Source organism: Streptomyces sp. NPDC059582, assembly GCF_042735715.1.
Taxonomy (GTDB): Bacteria; Actinomycetota; Actinomycetes; order Streptomycetales; family Streptomycetaceae; genus Streptomyces.
The window spans coordinates 22,795-49,130 of record NZ_JBHWCC010000013.1; the positions used below are offsets into that span (position 1 = coordinate 22,795).

The 26,336-nt window shown below is 72.3% G+C and carries 12 protein-coding genes; 6 read left to right on the forward strand and 6 right to left on the reverse strand.

Translation table 11 applies throughout. The features are described 5' to 3' along the window. Window positions 1-79: 79 nt before the first annotated feature. On the reverse strand, window positions 80-925 hold the full coding sequence (locus tag ACFV0T_RS14190; RefSeq protein WP_385778143.1) for an SMP-30/gluconolactonase/LRE family protein: 846 nt from the start codon (window positions 923-925) through the stop codon (window positions 80-82). Beyond that, a complete protein-coding gene (locus ACFV0T_RS14195; RefSeq protein WP_385778144.1) occupies window positions 922-1,695 on the reverse strand; it encodes an IclR family transcriptional regulator in 774 nt (257 codons plus the stop codon). The genes ACFV0T_RS14190 and ACFV0T_RS14195 overlap by 4 nt, the downstream gene beginning before the upstream one ends. 110 nt (window positions 1,696-1,805) lie before the next feature. On the opposite strand from ACFV0T_RS14195, the gene ACFV0T_RS14200 reads away from it, so the two are divergent. The 3 genes from ACFV0T_RS14200 to ACFV0T_RS14210 all read left to right on the forward strand — a co-directional run bounded on the left by ACFV0T_RS14200 (window position 1,806) and on the right by ACFV0T_RS14210 (window position 5,380). Beyond that, on the forward strand, window positions 1,806-2,405 hold the full coding sequence (locus ACFV0T_RS14200; protein WP_385778146.1) for a hypothetical protein: 600 nt from the start codon (window positions 1,806-1,808) through the stop codon (window positions 2,403-2,405). Between the two features lie 198 nt (window positions 2,406-2,603). Further along, window positions 2,604-4,049, forward strand: a complete 1,446-nt coding sequence (locus ACFV0T_RS14205) for an acyl-CoA synthetase (RefSeq protein ID WP_385778147.1) — start codon at window positions 2,604-2,606, stop codon at window positions 4,047-4,049. Continuing rightward, on the forward strand, window positions 4,046-5,380 hold the full coding sequence (locus ACFV0T_RS14210) for a carboxyl transferase domain-containing protein (RefSeq protein WP_385778149.1): 1,335 nt from the start codon (window positions 4,046-4,048) through the stop codon (window positions 5,378-5,380). The genes ACFV0T_RS14205 and ACFV0T_RS14210 overlap by 4 nt, the downstream gene beginning before the upstream one ends. Before the next feature lie 133 nt (window positions 5,381-5,513). Here ACFV0T_RS14210 and ACFV0T_RS14215 read toward each other — a convergent pair whose 3' ends face one another. Continuing rightward, window positions 5,514-9,164 (reverse strand): S8 family serine peptidase, encoded by a 3,651-nt coding sequence (locus tag ACFV0T_RS14215; protein WP_385778151.1) that lies wholly within the window; start codon window positions 9,162-9,164, stop codon window positions 5,514-5,516. A 1,990-nt stretch (window positions 9,165-11,154) separates the two neighbouring features. Between ACFV0T_RS14215 and ACFV0T_RS14220 the strand changes: the two genes are divergently transcribed. The 3 genes from ACFV0T_RS14220 (at window position 11,155) to ACFV0T_RS14230 (ending at window position 16,688) form a co-directional block, all read left to right on the forward strand. Next, window positions 11,155-12,192 (forward strand): rod shape-determining protein, encoded by a 1,038-nt coding sequence (locus ACFV0T_RS14220; protein WP_385778152.1) that lies wholly within the window; start codon window positions 11,155-11,157, stop codon window positions 12,190-12,192. 19 nt (window positions 12,193-12,211) lie between these two features. Next, window positions 12,212-13,639, forward strand: coding sequence for a GAF domain-containing protein (locus ACFV0T_RS14225; RefSeq protein WP_385778154.1), 1,428 nt, complete (start codon window positions 12,212-12,214; stop codon window positions 13,637-13,639). A 577-nt stretch (window positions 13,640-14,216) separates the two neighbouring features. Further along, complete coding sequence (locus tag ACFV0T_RS14230) at window positions 14,217-16,688, forward strand: lamin tail domain-containing protein (RefSeq protein ID WP_385778156.1); 2,472 nt, start codon at window positions 14,217-14,219, stop codon at window positions 16,686-16,688. Window positions 16,689-16,770: 82 nt separating this feature from the next. Here ACFV0T_RS14230 and ACFV0T_RS14235 read toward each other — a convergent pair whose 3' ends face one another. From ACFV0T_RS14235 to ACFV0T_RS14245, 3 genes are read right to left on the reverse strand one after another with little or no spacing between them, the layout of a single operon-like run. After that, on the reverse strand, window positions 16,771-16,974 hold the full coding sequence (locus ACFV0T_RS14235; protein ID WP_385778158.1) for a hypothetical protein: 204 nt from the start codon (window positions 16,972-16,974) through the stop codon (window positions 16,771-16,773). Between the two features lie 4 nt (window positions 16,975-16,978). After that, complete coding sequence (locus ACFV0T_RS14240; protein WP_385778160.1) at window positions 16,979-17,617, reverse strand: hypothetical protein; 639 nt, start codon at window positions 17,615-17,617, stop codon at window positions 16,979-16,981. Continuing rightward, entirely contained in the window at window positions 17,614-26,127 is an 8,514-nt protein-coding gene (locus ACFV0T_RS14245; RefSeq protein ID WP_385778161.1) for a ricin-type beta-trefoil lectin domain protein, read from the reverse strand. The genes ACFV0T_RS14240 and ACFV0T_RS14245 overlap by 4 nt, the downstream gene beginning before the upstream one ends. Between the last annotated feature and the right edge of the window lie 209 nt (window positions 26,128-26,336).

Sequence of the window (26,336 nt, forward strand, 5' to 3'; positions counted from 1 at the left end):
AACAGCGTCAGGGGCGGGGCTCGAAGGGGGGCACAGAGGGCAGTGGGCAGAGGGGCCGGGGACGGGGCGGAAGCAGGGCTCAGCCGGCGAAGGCCGGCTGCGGCAGTCCCTTCCCCGCGCCCGGCACCACCAGCAGGGAGCCCGCCGCCGACGACGGCGCCGACAGGCCCGTACGGGCTGTGGTGACGTAGAGGTCGGTCAGGTCCGGGCCGCCGAAGGCGCAGGCGGTGGTGCGGGGGGTCGGCAGGGTGAGCACCCGGTCGAGAGTGCCGGACGGGGTGTAGCGGCGGACCGCGCCGCCGTCCCAGAGAGCCACCCACACACAGCCGTCGGCGTCGACCGTGAGGCCGTCGGGGTAGCCGGCCCCCTCCTCGATCTCCGCGAGCGGACGGCGGTTCGCGATCCGCCCGTCGGCGTGGTCGAAGACGTCGATCCGGCGGGTCGGCGAGTCGATGTAGTACATCAGGCGGCCGTCGGGGCTCCAGCCCGTGCCGTTGCTCACCGCCACGTCGTCCAGGACCACCTCGGCCGTGCCGTCACCGGTGACCCGGGAGAGCGTGCCGCCGCCCGGGGCCTCGTCGTAGCGCATCGTGCCGGCCCAGAGGGAGCCGTCGGGGGCGACGGCCGCGTCGTTCGCGCGACGGCCGGGCACCGGGTCGTGGTGCAGCCACCGGAAGGTGTCGTCCGGGTCGAGCAGCGCCACCCCGTCGCGGAGGTTCAGCACCAGACCGCCGCCCGCGCGGAGCTTCACCGCGCCCACGTGCTGCTCCGTCGTACGGACCGTGCGAGCGCCGGAGGCGGGGTCGTACGTGTGGATGCGCGAGCCCAGGATGTCCAGCCAGACGAGCCGGCCGGACGCGGCGTCCCACGTCGGGCCCTCGCCGAGCGTCGCCTGCGCCCGCACCGCCACCTCGTACGCCGTCATGCCACGCTCCGGTGCCCCAGGCGCTCCGACAGCTCGACGGCGCCCTTGGCGGCGAGCTGCTCCAGCTCGGCTCGGCGCTCGTCGCTCCAGCGGATCATCGGCACGGAGATGGAGAGCGCGGCCACCACCTTCCCGGTGCGGTCGTGGACCGGAGCGGCCACGCAGCTCACGTCCGGGTTGGACTCGCGGCTCTCCACGGCGATGCCGCGCTGCCGGATCTCCGCCAGCGCCTCGCGCAGGGCGGCCGGCGAGGTGATGCTGTTCGGGGTCATCGCGATCAGGTCGGCGTCGTCCGGGACGCGCGCGGTGAGCTCCGGCTCGGGCAGCGAGGCCAGCAGCATCTTGCCGACCGAGGTGCAGTGCGCGGGCAGCCGGCGGCCGGCGGCGGACACCATGCGCACGGCGTGCGTGGAGTCGACCTTGGCGATATAGATGACGTCGGTCCCCTCCAGGATCGCCACGTGCACGGTCTCGTCGCAGGTCTCGGCGACCGAGCGGGCCACCTGCTGGCCCTCGGCGGCGAGGTCGAGCTGCTCGGCGTAACGGCTGCCGAGCTGGTACGGGCGTACGCCGAGCCGGTAGCGTCCGGGCTGACCGGGCACCGGCACGATGTACTGACGGGCGGCGAGCGTGGTGACGAGTTCGTGCACGGTGGTGCGTGGCAGCTGGAGCCGGCGCACGATGTCGGGGGCGGAGAGCGTCCCGTCTCCGTCGAGGAAGAGCTCGAGAATGTCGAGAGCTCGGGTCACGGCAGGTACAAGGCGTCCCACGACCGACCCCTCCCTTGATGTTCGATATTTCAACAGACGATCGGGATAACGAACACAGGCTAGCCATAGTGGGGTTCCACGGGCAATGGTCCTGCGGACGGTGGGCGACGATGGGTGCCATGCCGTCCTCGAAGCCTCCCGCCGGCCCCTTCACCGTCCAGGACTTCCAGCTGGTCCTGCTGCGCCGCATGGCCGACCACAACCCCGACCTGGTGGACGACGCCCGCCGCCGGCTGGGCGTCTCCCTCGCCGACATGCGGGAGGCCAACAAGCGTTGGCAGGCCATGCTCCGCTCCCCGAGGTCCCGTTCCGCCGCCACGCGCTACCGCTCCGTCCTCGGCACCCCCGAGTCCGTCACCGCCCGCAGGATCGGCGACCTCGACTGCGCGGCCTGGCAGTGGCCGGTTCCGCTCTGGCCCGACCTGCGCTTCGAGGTCCTCGTGGGACCGAACCAGGCGGTGTGGAACGAGTGGCTGGTGCGCGCGCCGGACGCCCCGGCCGCCGAGCCGCGCACGGTGGACGACCTGCGCCCCTGGTCCTGCACGGTCGACGAGGCGGCCCGCGCCTTCGCCCCCGCCCGCCCCCTGGAGGGCACCGCCCCCACCCGCTGGGGCCTGGCCTTCACCGCCCCGGACGCGCGGGGCGTACGACGGGAGGTGGTCGCCGAGTTCACCTGGGGGCTGTTGCAGCGGACGGCGGTCGGCGAGTAGCGGGGGCGGCGGGCAGCGGGAGCCGAGTCTTCGGGCGGAGCCGAGGTCGGCGGGCGGCGGTGGCCGAGGGCGGCGGGCAGCGGGCAGCGGGCGAAGTGACCGGTATCAACCCTCCGGCGGCGGCGGATCGCACCGGCGCTGGTGTAGGAACGGAGGTGTTGTTCCGGCTGTGTCCCCTCACCACCAGGAGTGCACCGCGTGACCTCCCTCTTTCCGGCCCTGACGGGCGATCCGGGTGAGCAAGTCGCCCTGCGGTTCGGCGACCGGTCCCTGACGTACGGAGAACTCGCGGCGGCGGCAGCCGCCGTCGGCGAACGGATCCGCGGGAACGGCCGGGTGGCCGTCTGGGCGACCCCCTCGCTGGAGACGGCCGTCGGGGTGGTGGGCGTGCTGCTGGCCGGAGCGGCCGCCGTGCCGCTGAACCCCAGGTCGGGAGAGAAGGAGCTCGGGCACATCCTGTCCGACAGCGCGCCGGCCCTGGTGCTGGCCGGTCCGGGGGACGAACTCCCGCCCGCCATGGGTGACGTGGCGCGCGTGGACATCGACGTCCACGCGACCGGCGTACTGCCCGTCGCCGACGACGCGGACGACTCCGCGCCCGCCCTGGTCGTCTACACCTCCGGCACCACCGGCCCGCCCAAGGGCGCCGTCCTCCCGCGTCGCGCGATCGCCTCGACCCTGGACGCGCTCGCCGACGCCTGGCAGTGGACCGGCGACGACGTGCTGGTGCACGGGCTGCCCCTGTTCCATGTGCACGGGCTGGTGCTGGGCGTCCTGGGCCCGCTGCGGCGGGGCGGCTCGGTCCGGCATCTCGGCCGGTTCGACACGCGGGGCGTGGCCCGCGAACTGAACACCGGCGCGACCATGCTGTTCGGAGTGCCGACGATGTACCACCGGATCGCCGAGGCACTGCCCGCCGACCCCGAACTGGCCAAGGCGCTCACCGGAGCCCGGCTGCTGGTGTCCGGCTCCGCCGCGCTGCCCGTGCACGACCACGACCGGATCACGACCGCGACCGGCCGCCGGGTGATCGAGCGGTACGGCATGACCGAGACGCTCATGAACACCAGCGTGCGGGCCGACGGGGAGGCGCGGGCCGGGACCGTCGGCGTGCCGTTGCCCGGCGTGGAGGTGCGGCTCGTCGAGGAGGACGGGACGCCGATCACGGCGTACGACGGCGAGACCGTGGGCGAGATCCAGGTGCGCGGCCCGAACCTCTTCACCGAGTACCTCAACCGGCCCGACGCCACGGCCGACGCCTTCACCGCCGACGGCTGGTTCCGCACCGGCGACATGGCGGTGCGCGACCCCGACGGCTACGTCCGGATCGTCGGCCGCAAGGCCACCGACCTGATCAAGAGCGGCGGGTACAAGATCGGGGCGGGTGAGATCGAGAACGCGTTGCTGGAGCATCCGGGGGTGCGCGAGGCCGCCGTCACGGGGGAGCCCGACCCGGATCTGGGCGAGCGGATCGTGGCCTGGATCGTCCCCGCGGACCCCGGGTCCCCGCCCGACGCCGACGCGTTGGCCGACCATGTGGCCGCCCGGCTCGCCCCGCACAAACGACCGCGCACGGTCCGCTACCTCGACGCGCTGCCCCGCAACGACATGGGGAAGATCATGAAGCGGGCGCTGCCGGTATGACCGACGGCCGCACCGCACGCGGGACCATAGCCCTCGTCACCGACGACTTCACCGAACTCCCGTATCCGACAGCGGAGTCCCGGCCTCCCGACGGCCCGCTCGGCTGGCAGGGCTACGACGCGTCCCGGGCCCGCGCCGCGCGGCGCACCGGCGAGGACGAGGCCGTCGTCTGCGGCACCGCGAGCGTCGAGGGCACCCGGGCCGTGCTGATCGCGTTCGAGTTCGGCTTCCTGGGCGGTTCGCTCGGCGAGCGCACCGGGGACCGGCTGGAGGCGGCGTACACGTATGCGCGCGAGCACCGCCTCCCCGTCGTCCCGCTGGTCGCCACGGGCGGCAGCCGGATGCAGGAGGGCATGCTCGCGCTGACCCAGCTCCAGCGCGTGGCCCGGCAGTCGGTCCTCACCCGCGATGCCGGTCTCGCGCAGATCGCCGTGCTGCGGGACCCGACGACGGGCGGCGGCTGGGCCACACTGGGCGCGGGCGCGGACGTCGTCCTCGCGCTGCCCGGCGCCCAGGTCGGCTTCGCGGGCTCCCGGGTGCGGCCGCCGGACGCCGACCCGGCCGCGTACACGGCGGAAGCACAGGTGGCGGCGGGCGCGGCGGACGCGGTCGTCCGGCCGCGGGAGCTGCGCGGGACGCTGGGGCGGTGGCTGCGGCTGCTGACGACGCCCTCGGCGGAACCGGCCCCCGTGCCACGGGCGCTCGGCTCCCCGGACCTCCCGGCGACCGGCTGGGACGCGGTACGGCGGGCCCGCGCCGCGTCCCACCCGCGGGCCGGGAGTTATCTGGACGCCTACTTCACGCACCGCGTGGCCCTGAGCGGCGACCGCTGCGGCGGCACCGACGCGGGCATGCTGTGCGGCTTCGGCGAGCACCGGGGACGGACCGTCGCCTACGCCGCCCAGACGGGCACGGCGACGCGTCCCGCCGGCTACCGGACCGCCGCCCGGCTGATCCGCCTGGCGGACCGGCTCGGCATACCGGTCCTGACCCTGGTGGACACCCCGGGCGCGGCCAACGACGCCGAGGCGGAACGGCAGGGAGCGGGCGCCGCAATCGCGGACCTGTTCGGCGCGGTGGCCGCCACCCGCACCCCGGTCACCACGCTGGTGATCGGCGAGGGCGGCTCCGGCGGCGCCCTGGCCCTGGCCGCGCCCGGCACCACCTGGGCGGCGCCGGACAGCTACTTCTCGGTCATCGCCCCCGAGCTCGCGGCGGCCATCCTGAAGCGGCCGCCGACGCAGGCCGAGGCGACCGCGAACCAACTCCGCATCCGGCCGCAGGACCTGGTGGAGCTGGGTGTGATCAGGGCCGTCGTGACCCGGGAGTAGGCCGGTCCGGAGCCCTCGGCCGTGCCGGCTCCCCGGTCCGGAGCACACGGCCGTGCCGGCTCCCCGGTCCCGAGCGCACGGCGGCGCCGTCTCCCCCTACCCGGGAGGCGGCGCCGCCTGCTTTCGCCGTGGGCTACTTCACCCCCACCGCCCGGATGATCTCCTGCCGCACCGAGCCGCCCCGGTTGTCGCTCGCGGTCGCCCGCAGGGAGACGTACGCGGCGTCGCGGGGCACGTTCAGCGTCCCGTGCCAGGCGGCCCGGCCGGATCCGGTGAGCCGCACCGGCCGCCAGGTCTTGCCGTCGTCGTAGGAGACATCGAGCGTCCCGCCGCCGAGGGTCCCGGTGCCCGTGGCGTTCGCGACGTACTGGGCCCCGATCCCGACCGGCAGCCGGCCGCCGCCCCGGACCGCGCCCGCGAGGTCGGTGTCGACGTCGAAGGAGAGGTTGATCAGGGGCAGGTAGGTCCAGCGGTCCTCAGGGGTGGCCGCCGACCGGAAGGTCCACTCGGCGTGCCCCTTCGTCGCGAGCTTCCAGCGGCCGGCGTCGAGCGCCGTGTCGGTGACGACCTGGTAGGTGTGCTCGTCGGCGGGCGCGTCCCAGACATAGGCACCGGAGCTCTGACGCCGGTCGACCCGCTCCCCGTCGAGGTAGACCTCGGTGTACTGGGTCATCCCGGTGTCGCTGCTCCACACGTCGCCGAAGCCGGTGTGGTCGGGCCCGGAGTCGCCCCAGCCGGGGGTGTTGAGCTGGATCACGTTGCCGGAGCGCTGCTGGCCCCAGCCGAGGCCGGTGCCGAGCCAGGGGTGCCAGACCGGCTTGAACCAGTCGAGGTCCGGGTGGGAGGCGCCCTTGTAGGTGAGGAGTCCGCTGCGTTCCTCCAACGCGCCGTCGGCCGCCGACACGGACTCGTGCCACTTCTGGCCGGGCCCGGTGGAGACGTAGTCGGTGCGCTCGGCCGGGTAGTCGATCCGCTCCGAGAAGCCGAGGCCGAGGGAGAAGGTGTCGGTGAGGGAGAATCGGTACTCGCCGCCGCTCACCGGCCGCGCGGCATGGAACTTCACGTCCACGGCGGCGAGTTCGCGGCCGCTCGGCGCGTAGGTCAGGTCGTGGTCCGGGATCGCGCCCGGGTGGCCCTCCGAGAGGTCGTACACGTAGGGCGTGTTGCGGGTGCCGGTCATGTCGACCTTGCCCGCGTGCCGCAGCCGGGCCGCGTCGGCGGCGTTGACGGTGGCGATCAGGATCGGGCGGTCACTGCCGTCGTCCGCTCCCCACCAGGCGTTCAGGCGTCCGGCCGTGTCGTCGGTCACGAACAGCGCCTTGGCCCCGGCGTCCTGGGCGGCCCGGGCGAGCGCGCCCGGGTCGGTGCCGGCGGCGAGACGGGCGAGGACCGCCTTGCCGGCGACCCCGGTGAGGGGACCGTCCCCGACGTCGACCAGCGCGAGCTTGGTCCGGCCCTCGACGAGGGTGGCGCCCGGCTGGAAGACCGCTTCGCCGATGCCCTTGACCTCCAGCAGCGGCTTGCCGAGCCGCCACACGGTCCGGTACTCGAAGGAGCCCTGCGTGACCTTCTTGGTGGGCGCGGCGAACATGCTGTCGTACTTCACCGGCACCTGGACCGCGCCGAACAGGTCGGAGCCGTCGGCGCTGCGGTCGTACTCCATGAGCAGCTGCCGGGTCTCGGTCCTCTGGTTCACCTCGGCCCTGATCTCCCGCAGCTTCCGTCCGTCGAGGGTGATCTCGCGGTCCCGGTCGAGGGTGATCTCGGGCGCGGCGAGGAAGCCGAGGCCGAGCGAGTCGGCGCCGTGGCTGCCGCGTACGTCGAGGAAGGAACTCAGGCTGTACGTGGCCGGCTTCAGGCGCAGCTTCAGGGTGCCGGAGTCGTCGACCTGCGCGGTGTAGGCGTCGACGCCCGCGACGAGCTGCTGGACGGCGAGGTAGGCGGCCGTGGGGGCTCCGTCACGGTCCTTGACGTGGACGGTGAGCGTGTACCGCTCCTCCTCCTTGACCAGCCCGAACGCGGTGTGCGCGAGCACTGTTCCGTCGGCGGAGGCCACGATCTGCCCGCTGGTGTCGCCGACCTCCGCCTTGGCGCCGTCGCCGGTCACGGTGGTGGCGGCGGTGCCGTGCGCGGGCACCGTGAGGGAGGTGTCGGCGAGGGTGGCGACCCCGTCCGGGGCGCCCTGCACCGACAGGGTCAACCGTATGTCCGCGTCACCGGAGTTGGTGTAGGTGACGGTCCTGGTCACCGGCTTCTCGTCCGCGTACGGCCAGCCGTAGAAGCCGAGGTCGGCGCTGCCGGTGGCGGTGACCTGCGCGGCGACGGCGTCGGGCACGCTGACCCGGCCCGCCCCCAGCGCGTAGGCGGAGGCGTCGAGTCGCTTCGACGTGGACATCAGCGCGTCCTTGAGCTGGGCGCCGGTCCAGTCGGGGTGCTCCTGGGCGAGCAGGGCGGCCACTCCGGCGACATGGGGCGTCGCCATGGACGTACCGCTCATGGAGGTGTAGTAGCCGCTGCCGTCGGCCAGTCGGGAGCGGGCCGCGAGGATGTCGACGCCGGGGGCCGAGAGGTCGGGCTTGAGGGCGTTGTCGCCGTACCGGGGGCCGGCGCTGGTGAAGTAGGCGGCCTCGTCCGCGGAGTCGACCGCGCCGATGGTCAGGGCCGCGTCGGCGGCGCCGGGCGAGCCGATGGAGGAGGGGGCGCCGGTGTTGCCGGCGGCGATCACGAAGAGGGCACCGGTCTCCTGGGAGAGGGTGTTCACCGCCTGCGCCATCGGATCGGTGCCGTCGCTCGCCTCGGTGGAGCCGAGGCTCATGGAGACGACCTTGGCGTGCACGTCCCGCGCGGCCCACTCCATTCCGGCGATGATCTGCGACTCGCTGCCGGAGCCCTCGTCGCTGAGCACCTTGCCGACGGCGAGCGTCGCGCCGGGGGCGACGCCCCGCTCCTTCCCGTCGGAGGCAGAGCCGCTGCCGCCGACGGTCGAGGTGACGTGGGTGCCGTGCCCGTTGCGGTCGGCGACCTCCTCGCCCTCGATGAAGCTCTTGGTGGCGGTGACCCGGTCCTTGAGGTCGGGATGGCTCAGGTCGACGCCGGTGTCGAGGACGGCGACGGTGACGCCCTCGCCGGTGAGCCCGGCCTCCCAGGCCCGCGGGGTGCCGATCTGGGCGTTGCTCTCGGCCATGTCGGCGCTGACGCGGCCGTCGAGCCAGACGCCCTTCACCCCGTCCTGCGCGGTGAACGCCTGCCAGAAGCCGCGCCCCTTGTCCGCCTCGACGGCCGCCCCGCGCACGCTGGGCAGCGCCCGGGTCCGCTCGGCGCCCCGCGGGGTGACGGTCCGCGCGCCCTTGTCGTAGGTCACGATCAGCGGCAGCTCGTCGGTCTTGTTGTCGGCGAGCCCCTGCCGTATCAGCTCGCTGACGTCGAACAGCCGCTCGTCGAGGGTGCCCGCCCGCAGATACGGCAGGGCCTCGTCCGGTACGACGCTGATCCTGCCGTTGGTCGTCTGGGTCCGCACGGCGCCGGTGGCCCCCTCGGGCCGCTCGACCGTGATCGTCTTCTTCCCGTCGCCCAGGTCGGTCACGGTCACCTTGTCACCGGTGACGAGCGTGACGGTACGGGCGGCGCTCACGGTGGTCGGGGTGCCCGCGGCGGCCGCGGCGGCCGCCGGGGTCGAGCCGGTCGGTCCGCTGCCGTGCGCGCCCGCGTCCACCGCCGGCAACAGGGCGATCACGAGCCCGGCCGACAGGAGGGTCACCCCACGTCTGACTGGTCCTCTGGTCATCCACGCCTCTCTTCCTCGTGTGCTGCGAAGAGTCTCGGGGGGCTTGTGTTGCGGTGGAGTTGACCAGGACGGGCGGAAACGCGCCCTGGCGGGTTCCCGCCAGCGCCTCGCGGCCCGCCCGGCCGGGGCAGCACGCCCGCGCCCGGCGATTCCCGGGCAACACCTACAAACGCCGCACTGAGTAGGAGAGTTCACTGAAGCCGTGCATCTCGGAGCGGGGCGTCCCACGCGGGGTACGGGTCACCGGAGCGCAACTCCGGTTCCCGCCAGCCGACTTGCCGGGCCGGTTCGGAGGCGGCGCGCCTGCTTCTCGGGCAACCGGCCGACGCACCCGACCGCTTCGGGGCCGGCGCGCCGGCCACCCCGGCCACCGCCCGGCGGCGACGGCCGCTCGGGGGCGGCACCTCGGCCAGCCCGGCCACCGCCCGCGACAGCGGCCGACCCGGAGACAGCACTCCCGGCCAGCCCCGCCACCGCCCGGCGCGTCGGCACCGAGGCCAGCCCGGGCACCGCCCGGCGGCGACGGCCGCTTCGGGGACTACGCGCTGGCTGCCCGGCCACCGTCCGACGCACCCGGCCGCTCGGGGGCGGCACCTCGGCCACCCCGGCCACCTTCCGGCGCGTCGGCACTCCGACCAGCCCGGCCACCGTCCGGCGGCGACGGCCGCTTCGGGGACTACGCGCTGGCTGCCCGGCCACCGTCCGACGCACCCGGCCGCTCGGGGGCGGCACCTCGGCCAGCCCGGCCACCGCCCGGCGGCGACGGCCGCTTCGGGGACTACGCGCTGGCTGCCCGGTCAACGCCCGACGCACCCGGCCGCTCGGGGGCGGCACCTCGGCCACCGTCCGGTGGCGACGGTTCGGGGACTGCGCGCTGGCTGCCCGGCCACCGTCCGACGCACCCGGCCGCTTCGGAGGCTGAGCCCTGACCACCGCCCGCGAAGCGGTGCTTCGGGGCAGACCCTCGCCGCCGCCCGCAGCCCGGTCACTTCAGAGACGGCGCCTCGGCCGCCCCGGCCGCCGTCCGCGAACCCGGTCGCTTCGCAGACGGCGCCTCGGCCATCCGGCCACCGCCCGCGACGGCGGCCGCCCCGGAGACAGCGCTCCGGCCACCGCCCGCGACAGCCGGCCGACCCGGAGACGGCACTCCGGCCACCCTTGAGTCGCGCCTCGGCCGCTCCGGCCACCGCCCGCGACAGCGGGCGCCCCGGAGACAGCGCTCCGGCCACCGCCTTCGACCCCAGCCACCCGTGAGTCAGCACCCCGGCCACCCCGGCCTCTGCCGCACGACGGCCACGCGACGGCCATGCGCACAGCCTCACCACCGCCGGCGGCTGTGCACGGCCAATCGGCCCTATCCCCGTCCACGGGTTCCGCAGGGCCAATCGGCCCTATCCCCGTCCACGGGTTCCGCACGGGCGGTCGACCCCGACTCCCCTTGTCCGCGCAGGCCTGCCTGCCCCATCTCCGGTCAGCCGGCTGTACACGGCCGATCGGCCCAGCCGTCGTCCAGGGGCTCCGCAGGGACAATCGATCCCACCGTCTCCCGGCCCGCGGGTCCGACCGGCCTCATCGGCGGCGACCCCCGGCCCCGGACCGAGCGGCAGCGTCCGGCCCCATCCCAGGTCCAGTCGCGCCAGCCGCGCCAGGACCGCCGTATTGTCACTATCTCCTCCGACCCCGGCCCCTGCCCCCGCCCCGCGACCACCACGTCCAGCGTCCAACGCCCAGCCCCGTCGCCCGGCCACGGCGACCGTGGCACCGCGCGACCGCGCGACCCCGACACCGCGACCCCCACCGCACCATCACCACCCCCGCCCCGTCACACGCCCCGACACGGCCGACTCCCTCTGACGCCAGCCCGAACCGCCCGTTCGGCCGCACCCCGCCCGGCCCCCTCCAGAAGGCGCCCGCCGCCCCGCCGCCGCACGATCGAGAAAGGCCCGCCACCCGGCAGGCCGCACGGTCTTGCTCCTCGGGAGGACCTGCCATGACCGCCAGTCTGGAGCAGCTGCGCCGCTGCCACTTCGCCGTCGACCTGGGCGCGGCGAGGACGCGGGTGTTCGTGAAGGGGGCGGGGCTCGTCGTCGACCAGCCGTCCGCCGCCGCCGTGAACACCCGTACCGGCGCGCTGATCGCGGTCGGTGAGTTCGCCGAGCAGATGACAGGCCGCACCCCCCACTACATCCGCGTCGTACGGCCGGTCTCCGGCGGTACGGTCGTCGACATCGAGATGGCCCAGCGCATGCTCCGGCACCTGCTCGGCGACAAGATCCGCCGCAGTCTGCGCCGCAAGCCCCGGCTGCGCGCCGCCGCCTGCACCCCGCACGACGCCGACCCGCTGGCCCAGCGCGCGACGATCGAGACGCTCGTCGGCCTCGGCTCACGCCGGGTCGAGCTCGTCGACACGCTCATCGCCGCCGCCGTCGGCTGCGGACTGCCCGTCGAACGGCCGGAAGCCACCATGATCATGGTGTGCGGCGCGGCCGCCACCCAGGTCGCCGTGCTCTCCCTCGGCTCGATCGTGACCGCCGAGCGGATCCCCGTCGGCGGCGAGGCCGTCGACCACGCGATCATCCAGCACCTTCGCCACGCGCACGAGCTGATGCTGCCGAGCCAGTCCGTACGGCCCCTCCAGCTCGCCTTGTCCGGCAACGGCTCCTCCCCGCACGGGCCCACGTCCACCGAGATCCACGGCCGGGACGTGGCCACCGGCCTGGCCCGTTCCGTGCGGGTGGACACCGCCGCCGTACGGGACGCGATCGAGACCCCGCTGACCGCCGTGCTCGACAGCATCGGCCGGGTGCTGCGGGACTGCCCGCCCGACCTGGTGGCCGACCTGGTCGACCGCGGGATCATGATGGTCGGCGGATCCGCCCTGATCCCGGGGCTCGACCAGATGCTGCGGCACGCCACGGGCATGCCGGTGAACATCGCCGATCGGCCCGACGTGTGCGCCGTACAGGGACTGGGCGCGATGCTGGAGGGCAGGGTCGAGCCGCTGACGCTGAACCCGCTTGCCGCCTGACCGAGGGCGCGGCAACGGTATGGCCGACGACCGGCTGCCGGGACTCCCTCCCCTCCTGGACGCCGTACTCAGCGTCGGCACCGACCTCGAACTGCGCGCCACCCTCCAGCACATCGTGGACGCCGCCGCCGAGCTGACCGGCGCCCGCCGCGCGGCCGTCGGCACGACCGACGCGGCCCGGGACGGGCTCGACGACCTCGACGAGGTGTGCGCCGCGGGTCCGCCCGCCCGGCCGGGCACGTCCGGCACCCTCGAAGTGCCCATCATGGTCGACGACGAGATGTTCGGACGGCTGTACCTCGCCGACAAGCGCGGCGGCCCGTTCACCGCGGAGGACGAACAGTTGCTGCGCGCTCTCGCCGCCCAGGCCGGCATCGCGATCGGCAACGCCCGCCTGTACGAGTCCGCCCGTCGGCGCGAGCGCTGGATCGAGGGCGCGGCGGCCGTGACGACCGCCCTGCTCACCGGCGGGACGGCCGCGGACGCGCTGATGACGGTCGCCGACCGGGCACGCGTTCTCGCCGACGCGGCCGGGGGTGTCATCCTGCGGCCCACCGAGGAGGGCGGTATGGAGATCGTGACGGCCTCGACGCTCGACGACCCGGACGACGTCGTCGGCACGACCATCGAGCCGGGCAGCCCGGTCCTGGTCCAACTCCTCTCCGGACAGGCGGTGTTCACCGACGACGCGGCGGCCGAACCGCAACTGTCGACCCATGTCCCGCACCGTTTCGGCCCCATGATGATGCTGCCGCTCCAGGCAGGCGGCCAGCTCGTGGGCACCCTCGCCCTCCCCCGGCGGCGCGGCGACCGCCCGTACACCCCCGACGAACGCCTCCTGGCCACGCAGTTCGCCTCCCAGGCCGCCCTCGCCCTGGTCCTCGGCCACGCCCGGCACGGCCGGGAACGGCTGGCGGTCTACGAGGACCGCGACCGTATCGCCCGCGACCTGCACGACCTCGTCGTCCAACGGCTTTTCGCCACCGGCATGATGCTCCAGGCCGCCCGGCGCCGGAGCGGCGGCACGGACGTCGACGAGATCCTGAGCCGGGCCGTGGACGAACTGGAGTCGACGATCCAGGAGGTCCGTACAGCGATCTTCGCCCTTCAGCAGCCGCCCGCCGAGGCCCCCACCACGTTCCGTGGCCGGGTGCTGCGCGAGACGGCGGGCGCGGGCGCCCTGCTCGGCTTCCAGCCGTCCGTGCGTTTCACGGGCGCCGTCGACAGCAGCGTCCCGGATCGGGTCGCCGGCCATCTGCTGACCGCCCTGCGCCGCGCCCTGGCCGCGGCCTCCCGCCGCCCGGCCGTCACCCGCGTCGAGGTCACCGTGGACGCCACGGCGACCCTGCCGGACGGCCGCGCCTGCGTACGCCTGACGGTCCACGACGACGGCACGACGCGGGACGGCGACACCGGTACGACGATGACATGGCGGTCCCCCTTGTGAACCGGACCGCCGCTCGATCGCTCAGCCGCTCCGTCGCGCAGTCGTTCAGCCGCTCCGTAGCTCGGTCGTTCCGCAGCTCGGTCGTTCCGCAGCTCGGTCGTTCCGCAGCTCGGTCGTTCCGCTCGGTCGTTCCGTAGCTCGGTCGTTCCGCTCGGTCGTTCCGGCTTCCGCCGGTGTGATCAGTAGGGCAGGATCCGCCCCGAGGGCGTCCTGCGGTCGATCTGTTCGTCCCGCGGAGCGGCGGGCCGACGGCTGACACGGACACGAACCCGGGCCTGACGATTCATGACGCCTCCTCGTGCTGCGTATCCGGTACGGAATCCATGCCCCGGACCCGATCCCTCCACCCTCACCGCGGTGAACGACATCGTTCCCACGCAGGCCCCTCCCATGCACCCGGAGCACGATTACGTCGTAAGGAACAAGACGGAACGTCAGCAACTGGACCCGCAGATTTAACGACGTGCCTCTTGTAACGCCCTTTTCTACGCGCGTAACCTCAGTCGTTCCTATGGCCAGTCAGTCGTGAGGCACCTCATGTGCCTTTCCTCGGGCGGACGTTGAAGGAGTCACCCTCGTGTCGATTCACAGACCCAGCGCGACGCGCGTAGCCGGCGCCGCGTTCGTGGCCGCCACCGCCACGGCCGCCGTCGTCGTGGCGCCGCTGCCCGCCGCCTTCGCCACGCCGTCGACGACTGTGGTGATATCGGAGGCCTACGGCGGCGGCGGCAACTCCGGGGCCACGCTCACCAACGACTTCGTGGAGCTGGCCAACCGCTCGACGGCCGCGTACGCGCTGGACGGGTACAGCGTCCAGTACCTCCCGGCCACCGCCTCCGCCGGCTCGCTGTGGCAGGTCACCCCGCTCACCGGCTCGCTCGCCCCGGGCGGCAGCTACCTGGTCTCCGAGAGCGCGGGCACCGGCGGCACCACCGCGCTGCCGAAGGCCGACGCGAGCGGCAACATCGCCATGGCCGCCGCGAGCGGCACCGTGGCCCTGGTCAAGGGCACCACCGCCCTGACCTGCAAGACGGTCGCCGACTGCACCGGCGACACCAATGTCGTCGACCTGCTCGGCTACGGCACCGCCGTCGTCCGCGAGGGCACCGCCGCGCCGACGGCGAGCAACACCACCTCCGTGTCCCGCGCCGCCTCGCTCGCCGACACCGACGACAACGCGGCCGACTTCACCGCCGGTTCGCCCACCGCGACCAACAGCGCGGGCGAGACCGCGAACGGCGGCGGCGACGGTGGCGGCCCCGGCGGCCCCACGGCGCCCGGCGCGTTCCGGGTCCACGACATCCAGGGCACCACCCGCGTCTCGCCCCTCAAGGGCCAGAGCGTCGTGGGCGTCCCCGGCGTCGTCACCGCCGTGCGCACCACCGGCAGCAAGGGCTACTGGATCCAGGATCCGGCCCCGGACGCCGACCCCGCCACCAGCGAGGGCCTGTTCGTCTACACCGGCTCCGCCGCCCCCACCGTGTCGGTCGGCGACTCGGTCCTGGTCAGCGGCAAGATCTCGGAGTACTACCCGGGCACCGGCACCCAGTCGGTCACCGAGCTGGGCAGCCCGGTCTTCACGACCGTCTCCACGGGCAACGCCCTGCCGGGCGCGGTCGTCCTGAACGACTCCACCGTCCCGGCCGCGTACACCCCGACCGCGGGCGGCGGCAGCATCGATGCCCTGCCGCTCCAGCCGGCCGTGTACTCCCAGGACTTCTACGAGTCCGTCGAGGGCATGCGCGCCTCGGTCACCGACGCCCGGGTGGTCGGCGCGACCAACTCCTTCGGCGAGATGTTCGTCACCGCCAAGCCCCACGAGCGCCCCACCCGGCGCGGCGGCACCCTCTACGGCGCCTACGACCAGCAGAACACCGGCCGGATCGAGATCGCCGCGGCCGACGGCTCCACCCCGACCCTCAACGTCGGCGACGAACTGTCCGGCACCACCACCGGCCCGGTGGACTACGCCTCCTTCGGCGGCTACCTGCTCGCCCCCTCCGCCGCCACCACCGGCACGGCCGTCGACAACGGCCTCAAGCAGGAGGTGACGCGCAGGCAGAAGGGCAAGGAGCTCGCCCTCGCCACCTACAACGTCGAGAACCTCGACCCGAGCGACAGCGCCGACAAGTTCGCCCGTCTCGCCAAGGGCGTCGTCACCAACCTCTCCTCGCCCGACGTCGTCACCCTGGAGGAGATCCAGGACGACAACGGCGCCACCGACGACGGCACCGTCACGGCCGAGGCGACCCTGACCAAGTTCACCGCGGCCATCACCGCGGCGGGCGGCCCGAAGTACTCCTGGCGCTACGTCAACCCGGTCGACGGCAAGGACGGCGGCGAGCCCGGCGGCAACATCCGTCAGGTCTTCCTCTTCAACCCCAAGCGGGTCTCCTTCGTGGACCGCGCCTCCACCGGCGACGCCTCGACCACCGCCGTCTCCGTGGTCAAGGACAAGCACAGGCGTGAGGCGCACCTCTCCGCCTCACCGGGCCGCATCAACCCCACCAGCACCGCCTGGGACAACAGCCGCAAGCCCCTGGTCGGCGAGTTCAGGTTCCAGGGCCGGACGGTCTTCGTGATCGCCAACCACTTCAACTCCAAGGGCGGCGACGACCCGCTGCACGGGCGCTTCCAGGAGCCCACCCGCTCCTCGGAGACCCAGCGAAAGCTCCAGGCCGCGGAGGAGAACGCCTTCGTCGACAGCCTCCTCGCCGCCGACCCCAGGGCCCAGATCGTGGCGCTCGGCGACCTCAACGACTACGAGTTCTCCGACGCGGTCAGCACCCTGACGGACGACGGTGACGTCCTTACGGACCTCATCAACACCCTCCCGGTCGCCGAGCGGTACAGCTACGTCTACGACGGCAACAGCCAGACCCTCGACCACATCCTGACCAGCCCCGCCGTCACGCACTACAGCTACGACGTCGTCCACATCAACGCGGAGTTCGCCGACCAGGCGAGCGACCACGACCCCCAGGTCGTCCGCATCGACGTGAACAACTGCGGCAAGAGCGCGTACCACCCGAAGCCGCACAAGAAGTAACGACGAACCTTCCACCCGAGCCCCCCATCTGACCCTTTCACCAGGCGGGGGGCTTCGGGCGGCTCGCGCCACGGCGCGCGTCTCAGCCCTGGACCAGGACGAGGACCCCACCGGCCAGCAGAAAGACCCCACCCACGAGGGCGACCCCGGCGAGGACGCCGAGCACCCCCGGCCGCAGGATCAGCGTGCCAGACGGGCCGGCCGGGGAGCTCAACTGCCGACGCCGCAGCGCGAGTGCGCGGATGCCGGCAGACACGCCGAGAAGCCCCATGAACAGATACGGCATGGCGTCAGCCCTCCAGGCTGTCGAGCAGGTCCGCGAGCTTGGCGATCACGGTGGCCGGATCCCCCTCGGCCAAGGGCCCGGGGTGACCGGGAACATGAAGCCGGAATTGTCCTGGCCGGTGGAACACCACGGACGCCACGATGTCGTGGGTGAAGGCGTGCCGCATGAAGAGAAGGTTGTGGCCCACGCCCGGGAAGAATCCGCGGACGACCGGATTCTCCGCGGCCAGTTCGACCACGTCCCGGTAGAGCTCCGCGCCGTCACGACGAACGATCCGCCATTGCGTCTCCAGCTCGTCGCCGCGCTCGTAGGCCAGTTGCAGCTCCGAGTAATTCACGAAGGGCCAGCGCGCGGCCATCTCCTCCAGCCGGGTTCCGGCGAGCCAGGCCCGAGCCGCTTCGGCCACCAGGCGCTTGTCCTGCGTGGCTCCGTGTGCCCACCCCCAGCCGTCCCGGACGAACGAGAGAGCGTAAGCGTCGTTGCCGGTGATCACGTTCACCTTCGAACGGCCGTCACTCATGAACGCCAGGGTGCCCGGCCGTTCCTGCGGAGCCATGAACAGCTGCGGAGAACCCTCACCGAGTTCGGCGTTCAATGCTGCGGCCAGTGAATCGCCGACCTCGGCGCCGGGGAATTTCATCATGGTCGGTAGTCCTTCATTTCTTCCGTGATATCAGTCCCGTTCCTGAACCAGCGGATACCCGACCAGGAACGGGACTCGTCGAGGAAGACGTAGTAGTGAATACGCCACATCTCCCATTCCGTACCGCGCACCGATTTCACGTCCCCCTTCGCAGCACGCCCCTTTGCCACCGCGTTCCTGAACACAACCTGAGGATTGAGTTCACCTTCGTCCAGAGCGCCCAGGTCCACGAGGATGTGGATGTCCGGGTTTCCCAGAGCCGCGTTGACTTCATTGATCCACTGCGCGTTGCCCCCGCCGTCCTCGTGCTCGGCCGCGTACAGGGATCCGTTGAACGTCATGGCGCCCTGTTCCCGGGCCAGCGGTTCACCGACGCTCGCGACACCCAACACGACCTTGTCACCGGCGGCAGGCGAGACCCCGCGGGGGGCCTGCCCGTCCTTCTCGCACTCGCAGCGAGGCGAATGGCGATCCTCTCCACACACATTGTGGACCAGCACCGACACACCGCCGGCCACCACGTAGTAGGTGTGTAGTTCGCGGACCGTCAGGTTGTACCTGTTGGCAGCCCCCGGCGTCGCCCGCACCCCAGCGATCAGAAGGCTGTGACCGTCCTCCGCGGTGAGCGCGTGTCCGGGTGTCAGCTTGCCCGCCGGTACCCAGGTGTGAAGGGTCACGTCCCAGAAGGGGTGCTTGGAGGTCGTATGCAGGGTCGCCGTACGGCCGTGGCGGAGGCTCACCGTGACGTCGATCAGGTCCTTGTCGCGGTGGACGAGCGTCGCGACGACCTCACGGGCGCCGACGTGCTTGCCCTTCCCGGCGTCTGCTGACTCGACCTTGTCGCCGACCTTGATCTTTCCGATCGCCTTGGTCTTCCCGTCGGCCATGAGCACGGGGGTGTCCGGCGAGAAGCTGCACTGGCCGCCTTCCTCCGTACCCGAGTTCCCGGTGCCGGGGTCGTCCGAGGCCGTCGCTGCCTTCCGCGAGGCCGCCGCGTCGTGCTGTACGTCGGACTTCTTGGGTTTGGCGGCGTTCTCGCCGGCCGCGTCGCTCGCGGACTCCTTGCCCGCGCCCGAGGCCGCGGCGGCATCGCCGGAGCCACCGGAACTGCCGGAGGCGTCGTGCGGGGCCGGTTCCGCAGCGGCCTTGGGGGCCGCGTCGGCTCCGCCGCCCGAGGGAGGTGACTCCCCTTCCTCCGCGGCGAATCCTCCGGCGCCCGCACAGCCCATCGCCGCGCAGTCGGCTCCGAACATGCCGGCCACCATTCCGGCGCCCTCGGCCGCACCCAGGACGCAGGCCGGGGCGGCGACGACGGTTCCGGCGCAGGCGGAGACGACCACCGCGACGGCGACCACGACAACGACGACCGTGACCACGGTCTCCACGACGGGCAGGGCCTTCTTGAAGTAGTGCCCGGCGCAGCCGAAGAAGCCGTGGCAGCCACCGTGGTGGGACTTCTTCTTGCCGCTGGAGGTGCTGGTGTCCGGCTTGCTCGCGGCGGCCTGGCACGCGGAGCCGCAGCCACCGCCGCCGCCGTCGGCGACCAGCATCAGACCACTCGGGTCCGCCGCGCTCGACGGGTTGTCGCCCGCGTAGGTGTAGCCGCCCATCTGGTTGGGGTCGCCCGGTTCGAAGACGGGGTCGGGGGTGAGGAAGCGGCCGAGGACGGGGTCGTAATTGCGGGCGCCGAGCAGGTTGAGGCCGGTGGTCGCGTCGAGCGGCTGGTCCAGGAAGCCGTGGTTCTCGTCCGGCGCCACCCACGAGCTCGGCTTGGTGCCGCGCGGGTTGCCCCAGGGGTCGTAGGAGCGGCGGGTGACGGTCAGGGACGAGGCGTCGACCGCGGTGACGGCGGTGCCCTGACCGTTGGCGATCTCGTAGTTCACCGAGCCGCTGCTGGAGCGGGTGACGGTGGTGCCGTCCGGGCCGGTGATGCTGCGCAGTCCGGTCCAGGTCTTGGCGGAGACGTTGAGGGTGATCTGCTCGGCGCCGCCGAAGAGGTAGAGGATGCGGGTCTTGTCGGTCCCGTCGACCGCGGCGGTCTGCTCGAGCAGGTCGCCCTGGGCGTCATACAGGTACTTGCTGGTGTTGGTGTGGGTGCCGGAGGTCGTGGCGACGGTGGCCGTGCGGCCCTCGGCGTCGTAGGTGAAGGTCTGGCTCTGGCCGGCCGGGATCGCTCCGGTGGCGGCGCCCGCCCAGGCCTGGCCGCTGCCGCCGCAGGTGGCGACGGTCAGCTGGGTGGCGTTGGTGGCGGAGGCACCGGGGTCGGTCAGGCAGACCGCGCTGTTGGCGTTGCTGACCAGGGTGCCGGTGGTGGTGAGTTTCCACTTCTGGGTGGCGTCGGTCTTGCAGGTGTCGATCACCACGAGGGTGCCGGAGGTGGTCGCGTTGCCCGAGGTGTCCAGGCACAGGCCGAGGACCTTCACCGTGCCGTCGGTACCGATCGTCCACTTCTGGGCGGTGGACCCACTGCAGGTGTTGATCTGCACCTTGGCGCCGGCGGTCGTCGAGCCGCCCGCGTCCTCGACGCACTTCTTGCCGCCGCCGGAGATCGTGAACGCGGTGGACAGCGGGCCGGTGCTGGTGACCCTCCGGCTGATGGTGTCGCCCGCGTCGACGTTGGCGTAGGCGGGATCGGCATAGGTGGAGGCGATGCTCGCGGTGCCGGTGCCGGGGTTGCTGAGGGTGGCCGTGCCTGCCTGGTCCGGCAGGGTGGCGGCGGTCGTGCCGTCGGTGCCGGTGTAGGCGATGCTCTGGGTGGTGTCGTTGAGAGCGCTGCCGGCCGTGTCGTGGTTGACCATGCCGGTGCGGTCGCCGAGCTGGTCGTAGGTGTACGTCTGCCAGTACGGGGCGGGGCCGCCGACGGTGTTCGTCTTGATCGGGGACGTCGTGGTGGTCTGCACCCTCGCCGTGGTGCAGCCGCCGACCGCGCCGACCGTGGCCGCGTTGGGGTCGGTGATGCCGGCGGTGTCCGTCCAGGCGGCGGTCAGCCGCTGGAAGGAGTCGTAGGTGAAGCACTGGATGTCGTGCGTGGTGTTGTTCTGGAGGTCGTCGATCGCGGTCAGTTCGCCGGCCTGGTCGTAGCGCAGGTTGACGACGTCCAGGGCGGTGGTCGACGTCTGCAGCATGCTGCTGGTCTGGGTGACGCGGCCGGTGGTGGCGTCGTACTGGGCGAAGGTCGCCAGTTCCTTGCCGGTGGGGCCGTAGTTTGCCTGCATGACACGGCCGAACGCGTCGTGCACGGCAGTGTCCAGGTAGGCGGGCGTGTTGGCGGAGCTGATGAAGCCGCCGATGCCGTCGAGGTTGCCCTGCTGGGTGTAGCCGTAGTCGATGTCCTCGGCCGGCAGGTTGCCGTCCGCCTGGTAGTGCGTGGTGGACAGCAGGCCGACGTTCGGGGTGTAGCGGGAGGTGGAGGTGTAGGTGACCGTCCCGGACGCTGGCGCGCTGGACTGGCCGGCGGCGGCGAACCCGTCGGCGGCCGGGATCGTCAGCGTGGTGCCCAGTGGCTGGTAGGCGGTGTCGTAGCCGGTGACGGCCTGCTTGTACGCCTTGCCCGACGCGCCGCCGACGTATCGGGTCGCGGAGGTCTCGTAGCCCTTCTCCAGGGTGTCGTACTCGCGGGAGGCCAGCAGTTTGCTCTGGTCGGGACTGGCCGACCAGGCCGCGGCGTACTCGGCGGTGGGCCGGTTGTCCCAGTCGTAGGTGAAGGACAGCGCCTGGCCGCGCGGGTCGGTGGTCTGCAGGAGGTTGCCGGCCAGGTCGTACTTGTCGTACGTGGTCCTGCCCGCGTTCGGGTCGGTCTGTGAGGTCTTCTGGCCGAGCGCGTTGTAGGTGTACGACCAGGCGTTGCCCGCGTTGTCCCTGATCGAGTCGATCTGGCCCGCGGCGGTGTAGACGTAGTGCGTGGTGGCGTCGGCGGCCGGGACGGCGCCCGCCGTGCCCTGCTTCCACAGGACCGTGCCGCCGGAGGAGACCACGTCCGCGGTGGAGTCGTTGCGGATCTGGAAGGTGGCGCCGGTGGTGGCGGTCAGGCCGCTGGTCCACAGCTGGGCGACGGCCGTGCTGTAGACGACCAGGTTGCCGTCGGTGCCGAACTTGGCCCAGGCGCCGGGGTGGCCGCCGGTGCCGGAGGACCAGATGGTCGCGCCGGTGGTCAGGGCTGAGAGCACCAGGTTGCCGTCGGCCTGCATGCTCAGGCGGACGCTGTCCGAGGTCAGCGAGGTGCCCGAGGGGATGACCGAACCGCCCGTCAGGGTGACGGTGGAGCCGGTGTTCTTCACCACCGTGCTGGTGGTCTGGCCGACGGCGTTGCTGAAGGTCGCGGTGGAACGGCCGCCGGCCGGGGCCGTGGTATCGACCTCCTCCGCGCCCGGGTAGCTGGTGGAGGTGTGCCACTGTTCGACGGCCTGGTGCCAGAGCGTCTGACGCAGCGGCCGGCCCTGACCGTCGTACGTGGACGTGGTCTCCGAGGGGATCTGGTTCTCGTTGGCCGCGTACAGCGTGGTGGACGGGAAGTGGTTCGGCTCGGAGTAGGCGGCGTACGACGCGGTCTGCCAGCCGTGCGAGTCGTAGAAGGTGTCCGAGATGATCCGGCCCGCGTCGGAGTCGCCCATCGCGGTGGACTGTGTCTGCCGCGGTTGCAGCATGCCGTCGTAGATCGTGATCCTGGTGGCGTACGTGCCGTCCTCGCGGAGCGTCTTCGTGGTGACCGAGGACGGCGCGCCCGGCTGGGTGACGGTGTCGCCGGGGGCGGGGACGGCGCCGGGGTTGATCGAGTACGTGAAGGTCTCGTCCGCGCTCTGGCCGACCGACTTGTCCCGGCCGGGCAGCCACACCGCGGTGCGCCGGCCGAGCGCGTCATACGTCATGTCCGTCGTGCGGTTGTTGGCGTCGACGCTCTCCAGCGGCAGACCGCGCAGCGCGTCGAGGGTCGACTTCACCTGCCAGCCCTGGCTGTTGACGGAGGTCTTCGCGGTGGCGTTGGTGTTGCCGCCGGAGCCGCTCCAGACCGGATCGAAGTCGGTGTGGGTCTTCTGGCCGGTGGCGTCGTAGGCGTCGGTGATGCGGCCGCCGCCGTCGTACTTCGTGGCGGACGTCGTCTGCCAGTTCTCCGTGCTGCCGGTGAATCCGGTCGCGGTCTGGGTGCCGGTGACCTGACCGAGGGCGGTGACCTGGCCGAAGGCTCCGAGGCCGGACAGTGTGCCGTCACCCGCGTAGTAGATCTTCTGGTCCGTCAGCAGGCTGCTCGCGCTCACCGCGGTGGTGCAGTCACCGACGACGGAGATGACCCGGTCCGCGTACGACAGCATCATCGTGTTCGACGCCGGCGGGCTCGCGTAGGTGGTGGTGGCGCACTTCTCCTGCCTGGGATCGGTGCCGTCGCCATGCCCGTTGACGGTGGAGACGCGGCCTTGGCCGTCGTACGCCGTGTCGGTCGTCGTGTGCCGCCAGCTGCCGTTGGCGAGCAGCTCGTACTCCCGGGAACTGCTCGCCTTGATCCGGTGCGCGCTGAGGTCGGGCAGGGTGGACAGGCCCGGCTCGGTGTCGCCGGGGTTGTCCTCCTGGGTCCAGTCCGTCCAGGGCGCCTGGTTCGCGGACGCGGTGGTGGTGAAGGTGAAGGGGCCGTTGACGCTGACCGCGTCGACCGTGCCGCCGGCCCCGGTGTAGGTGTCGTCCTGCAACGTGGTGCCGGCCAGCTGGTCGGCGTCGGGGACGCTCAGGACGGTACTACCGCCGACCTTGGCGTCGACGGTGACGGAGCGTCGGGTGCCGTCGGCCTTGTAGTCGCCGTCCATGCCCTGCAGATAGGTGGTGGTCTGCTGGGTGACGGGTTCGGGGGCCTGCCCGGTCTGCACGGTGACGGTACGGAAGCCGCGGAACTGGTCCCAGGTGCGGTGCTGGTCGTCGGTCAGCGCCGAGTCGTCGCGGTGCCAGGCCGGGCCGGAGTAGCTGTAGCGGGAGACCTGGGTCTCCGAGCCGGCCGGGTTGTTCTGGGCGTCCGGCCTGTACTGGCCGGCGATGGTCAGATCGGACACGGCCACGCTGTTGACGGTGACCTTGTTGAACCAGTCCGCGATCGGCTTCGAGGCGCCGGGGACGGTCCAGTAGACGGGGTAGCAGGAGTTGGTGTTGCTGTCGGCCTGGGAGATCGAGAGTGTCTTTCCCGCGCAGGGTGCCGAGTTGTACTCGACGGCGATCGACTCACCGCTCTCGGTCTGGATGCTGGAGATGCGCGGCCGGTACAGCGGCGGGGCGGACGGCGAGTCGTCGTTCACCCGGTTGTCGATCTCGGTGCCGGTGAACGACACCTGGTTCAGCGTGATGTCGCTGTTGCCGTTGTCGTAGGTGTCCTTGCCGGTGTGCCGGACGGACTGCAGCCACATCACGGCCTGGAGCATCCCGGCGTCCTTGGGGTCCACCGTGGTGCCGGTGACCGGGTCGACGGTGCCGCCCGCGTCCGAGTAGACCTGGCCCAGTTCGTAGGAGTCGACCGCGGTGAGCTGGTCGGTCGCCTTCACATGGACCTTGGTGGTGATGGAGTCCAGCCGGGTGGTGGTCCAGAAGCTGGGTCCCGATGTGACGCACACGTCCTCGGGCACCTTCGTTGCGCCGTCCGGCAGCTTGGTCTTGTCCGTCGAGTCGCAGTGCAGGTCCCACGGCACGTCCGGCCAGTGGGTGGCTGTGGAGTCCTTGAGGTTTCCGGCCGAGCAGTCGGTGAAGCCGGAGTTGGTCTGGCACCTCTGCGCCAGGCCGAAGTCCACCTCGGCCGCCGGGGTGCGTCCGGCCTGCTCGTCGGCGAGCTTGTAGCCGTACGAGATCAGCGTCAGCGCGCCGCCGCGGGTGTACGAGGTCAGCGTGCCCGTGTCGTCCGGGTCGTCGCTCACGCCCGCCTGACCGCCTCCGAGGTCGTAGTAGTTGGATTCGGTGGTGTAGTCGTAGCGCTGCACGAATCCGGTCGGCGACACGACGAAGTCGAGGTTCCAGCGCCAGCCCTCCGGTTTGTCGCACTGGGAGGCCTTGCCCTTGGCGCTGTCGTGGCAGGGGTCCGAGGAGCGCGGGTGCAGGACGGGCACTCCCCACGCGGAACGCGTCGAGTCGTCGGCGGGGTTCGCGGGCATGGTGGCGTCGCTGCCCACGCCGGTCGGCGAGTGGTCGGCGCCGAAGTAGGCCGCGCTGCCGTCGGTGGTCAGGACGCGGTAATAGACGCCGTCATGCAGGCCGTTGGCGGCGCCGGACAGCTCCTGCACCACCGTGCCGTCGTCGCCTTGCAGCCGCCACTGCTTGATCTCCCCGGGCACGCTCGAGTCCACGCCGTCGGGCACCAGCACGCCGGAGTGCGAGCCGAAGGAGAGCGTGGCGTTGTCCCCGCCCCAGCACTCGTCGCCCGAGCCCTTGACGAGCTTCTTTCCGTCCGAGTCCAGAAGCGAACCGCAACTGCGGTAGCCGCGCTCCACGAAGCCGACCTGGTAGCTCCAGCCGTCGCCGACCCAGGACGCCTGGGAGTTGCGGGCGGTGGTCTCGCCGTCCACCGACTGCGAGTCGTAACTCAGGCCGACGGAAGGGGCGTTGCCACCGAGCGCGGCGGGCACGGAGATCGGGTAGGCGTAGGTGAAGGAGCCGGTGGCGGAGGCCTGCCAGGTGCCTGCGGCGGAGAGGGTGGTGGCGCCGAAGTCGCCCTGGGAGCCGGAGGTGCCGGAGGTGACCGCCAGCGCGGTGGTGCCCGTGGCGGCGGCCAGGGGCGCGGTGCGCACGGACATGGCCGTCGGGCCGTGCGCGTCGCCCGACTCACCCGTGTCGTCCTTCTGCTCCGGTTCGGGGTCGGAGGCGGGTGCGGGTGTGGAGTCCAGGGTGACGGTCGCCGTCAACTGGTCGGCGGTGGCGCGGTTGGTGAACTTCAACGGGGTGCGCTTCTGGCACTCCGTCCGCTCCGGTGTGGTCAGCGCACAGCCCGGCAGTTGGACGAGCTGAAGCCGTGAACCGTAGCCACCTCCGTACGCCTTGGCTATCGCGCCGTAGTCGACGACCACCCGGACCCGGGCCCCTGCGGTCGTCGCAACGGACGGGGTGATGCCGAGCAGCATGCCGTTGGCGCCGGCCTTGAGCGTCCGGGCGTGGGACGCGGTCTCGACGCGGACCCCGGGGACCGCGTGCCCGCCATCGGCGGACGCCAGCCAGACCGGCAGTTCACCCGCCTTGACGGGCCCCGCCGCACCGGTGGTCGCCAGGTCGACGGTGGCCGTCGCCGCCTTGGGCCACTGCGGGGTGTCCGCCCGATAGGTGTCCGGTGGCCGGTACCCCTTGGGGTGCGCGGTGATCTTCTGCCGCAGGGCGTGCGCTCCTACGGCCCGAGTGGTGTCGAGGCTCTTGGGATCCCTCGGATTCCACACCGCGCCGGTGAACTTGAAACCGCCGTGGTGTCCGAAGTCGGGGTCGTCCGAGTGCCCAGCGAGGAAGCCCGGGGTGCCGACACCGGTGGCGATCGCCACCGGCAGGAGCAGTGCGACGAGGGCCACCGGAATGGTCCACAGGCCCGGTCCGCCAAGGAATCTCCGATGCCAACCGCCCGTGAACCAGCGCCGTCTGCCACTCACGCGTATCCCCCGGAATCCGGCCCTGCTGGGCCGTCATGTCGTCACCGCACCCGTGTGAGTGATCGACCGGAGGCTAAAGATGGCCATGATCGCGACTCAATACCCTTTGCCATTTCAGTGGAAAGACCGTG

Coding starts and splice junctions, on each gene's coding strand:
- ACFV0T_RS14190 (WP_385778143.1), bottom strand. CDS start 925: ATGACGGCGTACGAGGTGGCGGTGCGGGCGCAGGCGACGCTCGGCGAG.
- ACFV0T_RS14200 (WP_385778146.1), top strand. CDS start 1,806: ATGGGTGCCATGCCGTCCTCGAAGCCTCCCGCCGGCCCCTTCACCGTC.
- ACFV0T_RS14210 (WP_385778149.1), top strand. CDS start 4,046: ATGACCGACGGCCGCACCGCACGCGGGACCATAGCCCTCGTCACCGAC.
- ACFV0T_RS14215 (WP_385778151.1), bottom strand. CDS start 9,164: ATGACCAGAGGACCAGTCAGACGTGGGGTGACCCTCCTGTCGGCCGGG.
- ACFV0T_RS14220 (WP_385778152.1), top strand. CDS start 11,155: ATGACCGCCAGTCTGGAGCAGCTGCGCCGCTGCCACTTCGCCGTCGAC.
- ACFV0T_RS14225 (WP_385778154.1), top strand. CDS start 12,212: ATGGCCGACGACCGGCTGCCGGGACTCCCTCCCCTCCTGGACGCCGTA.
- ACFV0T_RS14235 (WP_385778158.1), bottom strand. CDS start 16,974: ATGCCGTATCTGTTCATGGGGCTTCTCGGCGTGTCTGCCGGCATCCGC.
- ACFV0T_RS14240 (WP_385778160.1), bottom strand. CDS start 17,617: ATGATGAAATTCCCCGGCGCCGAGGTCGGCGATTCACTGGCCGCAGCA.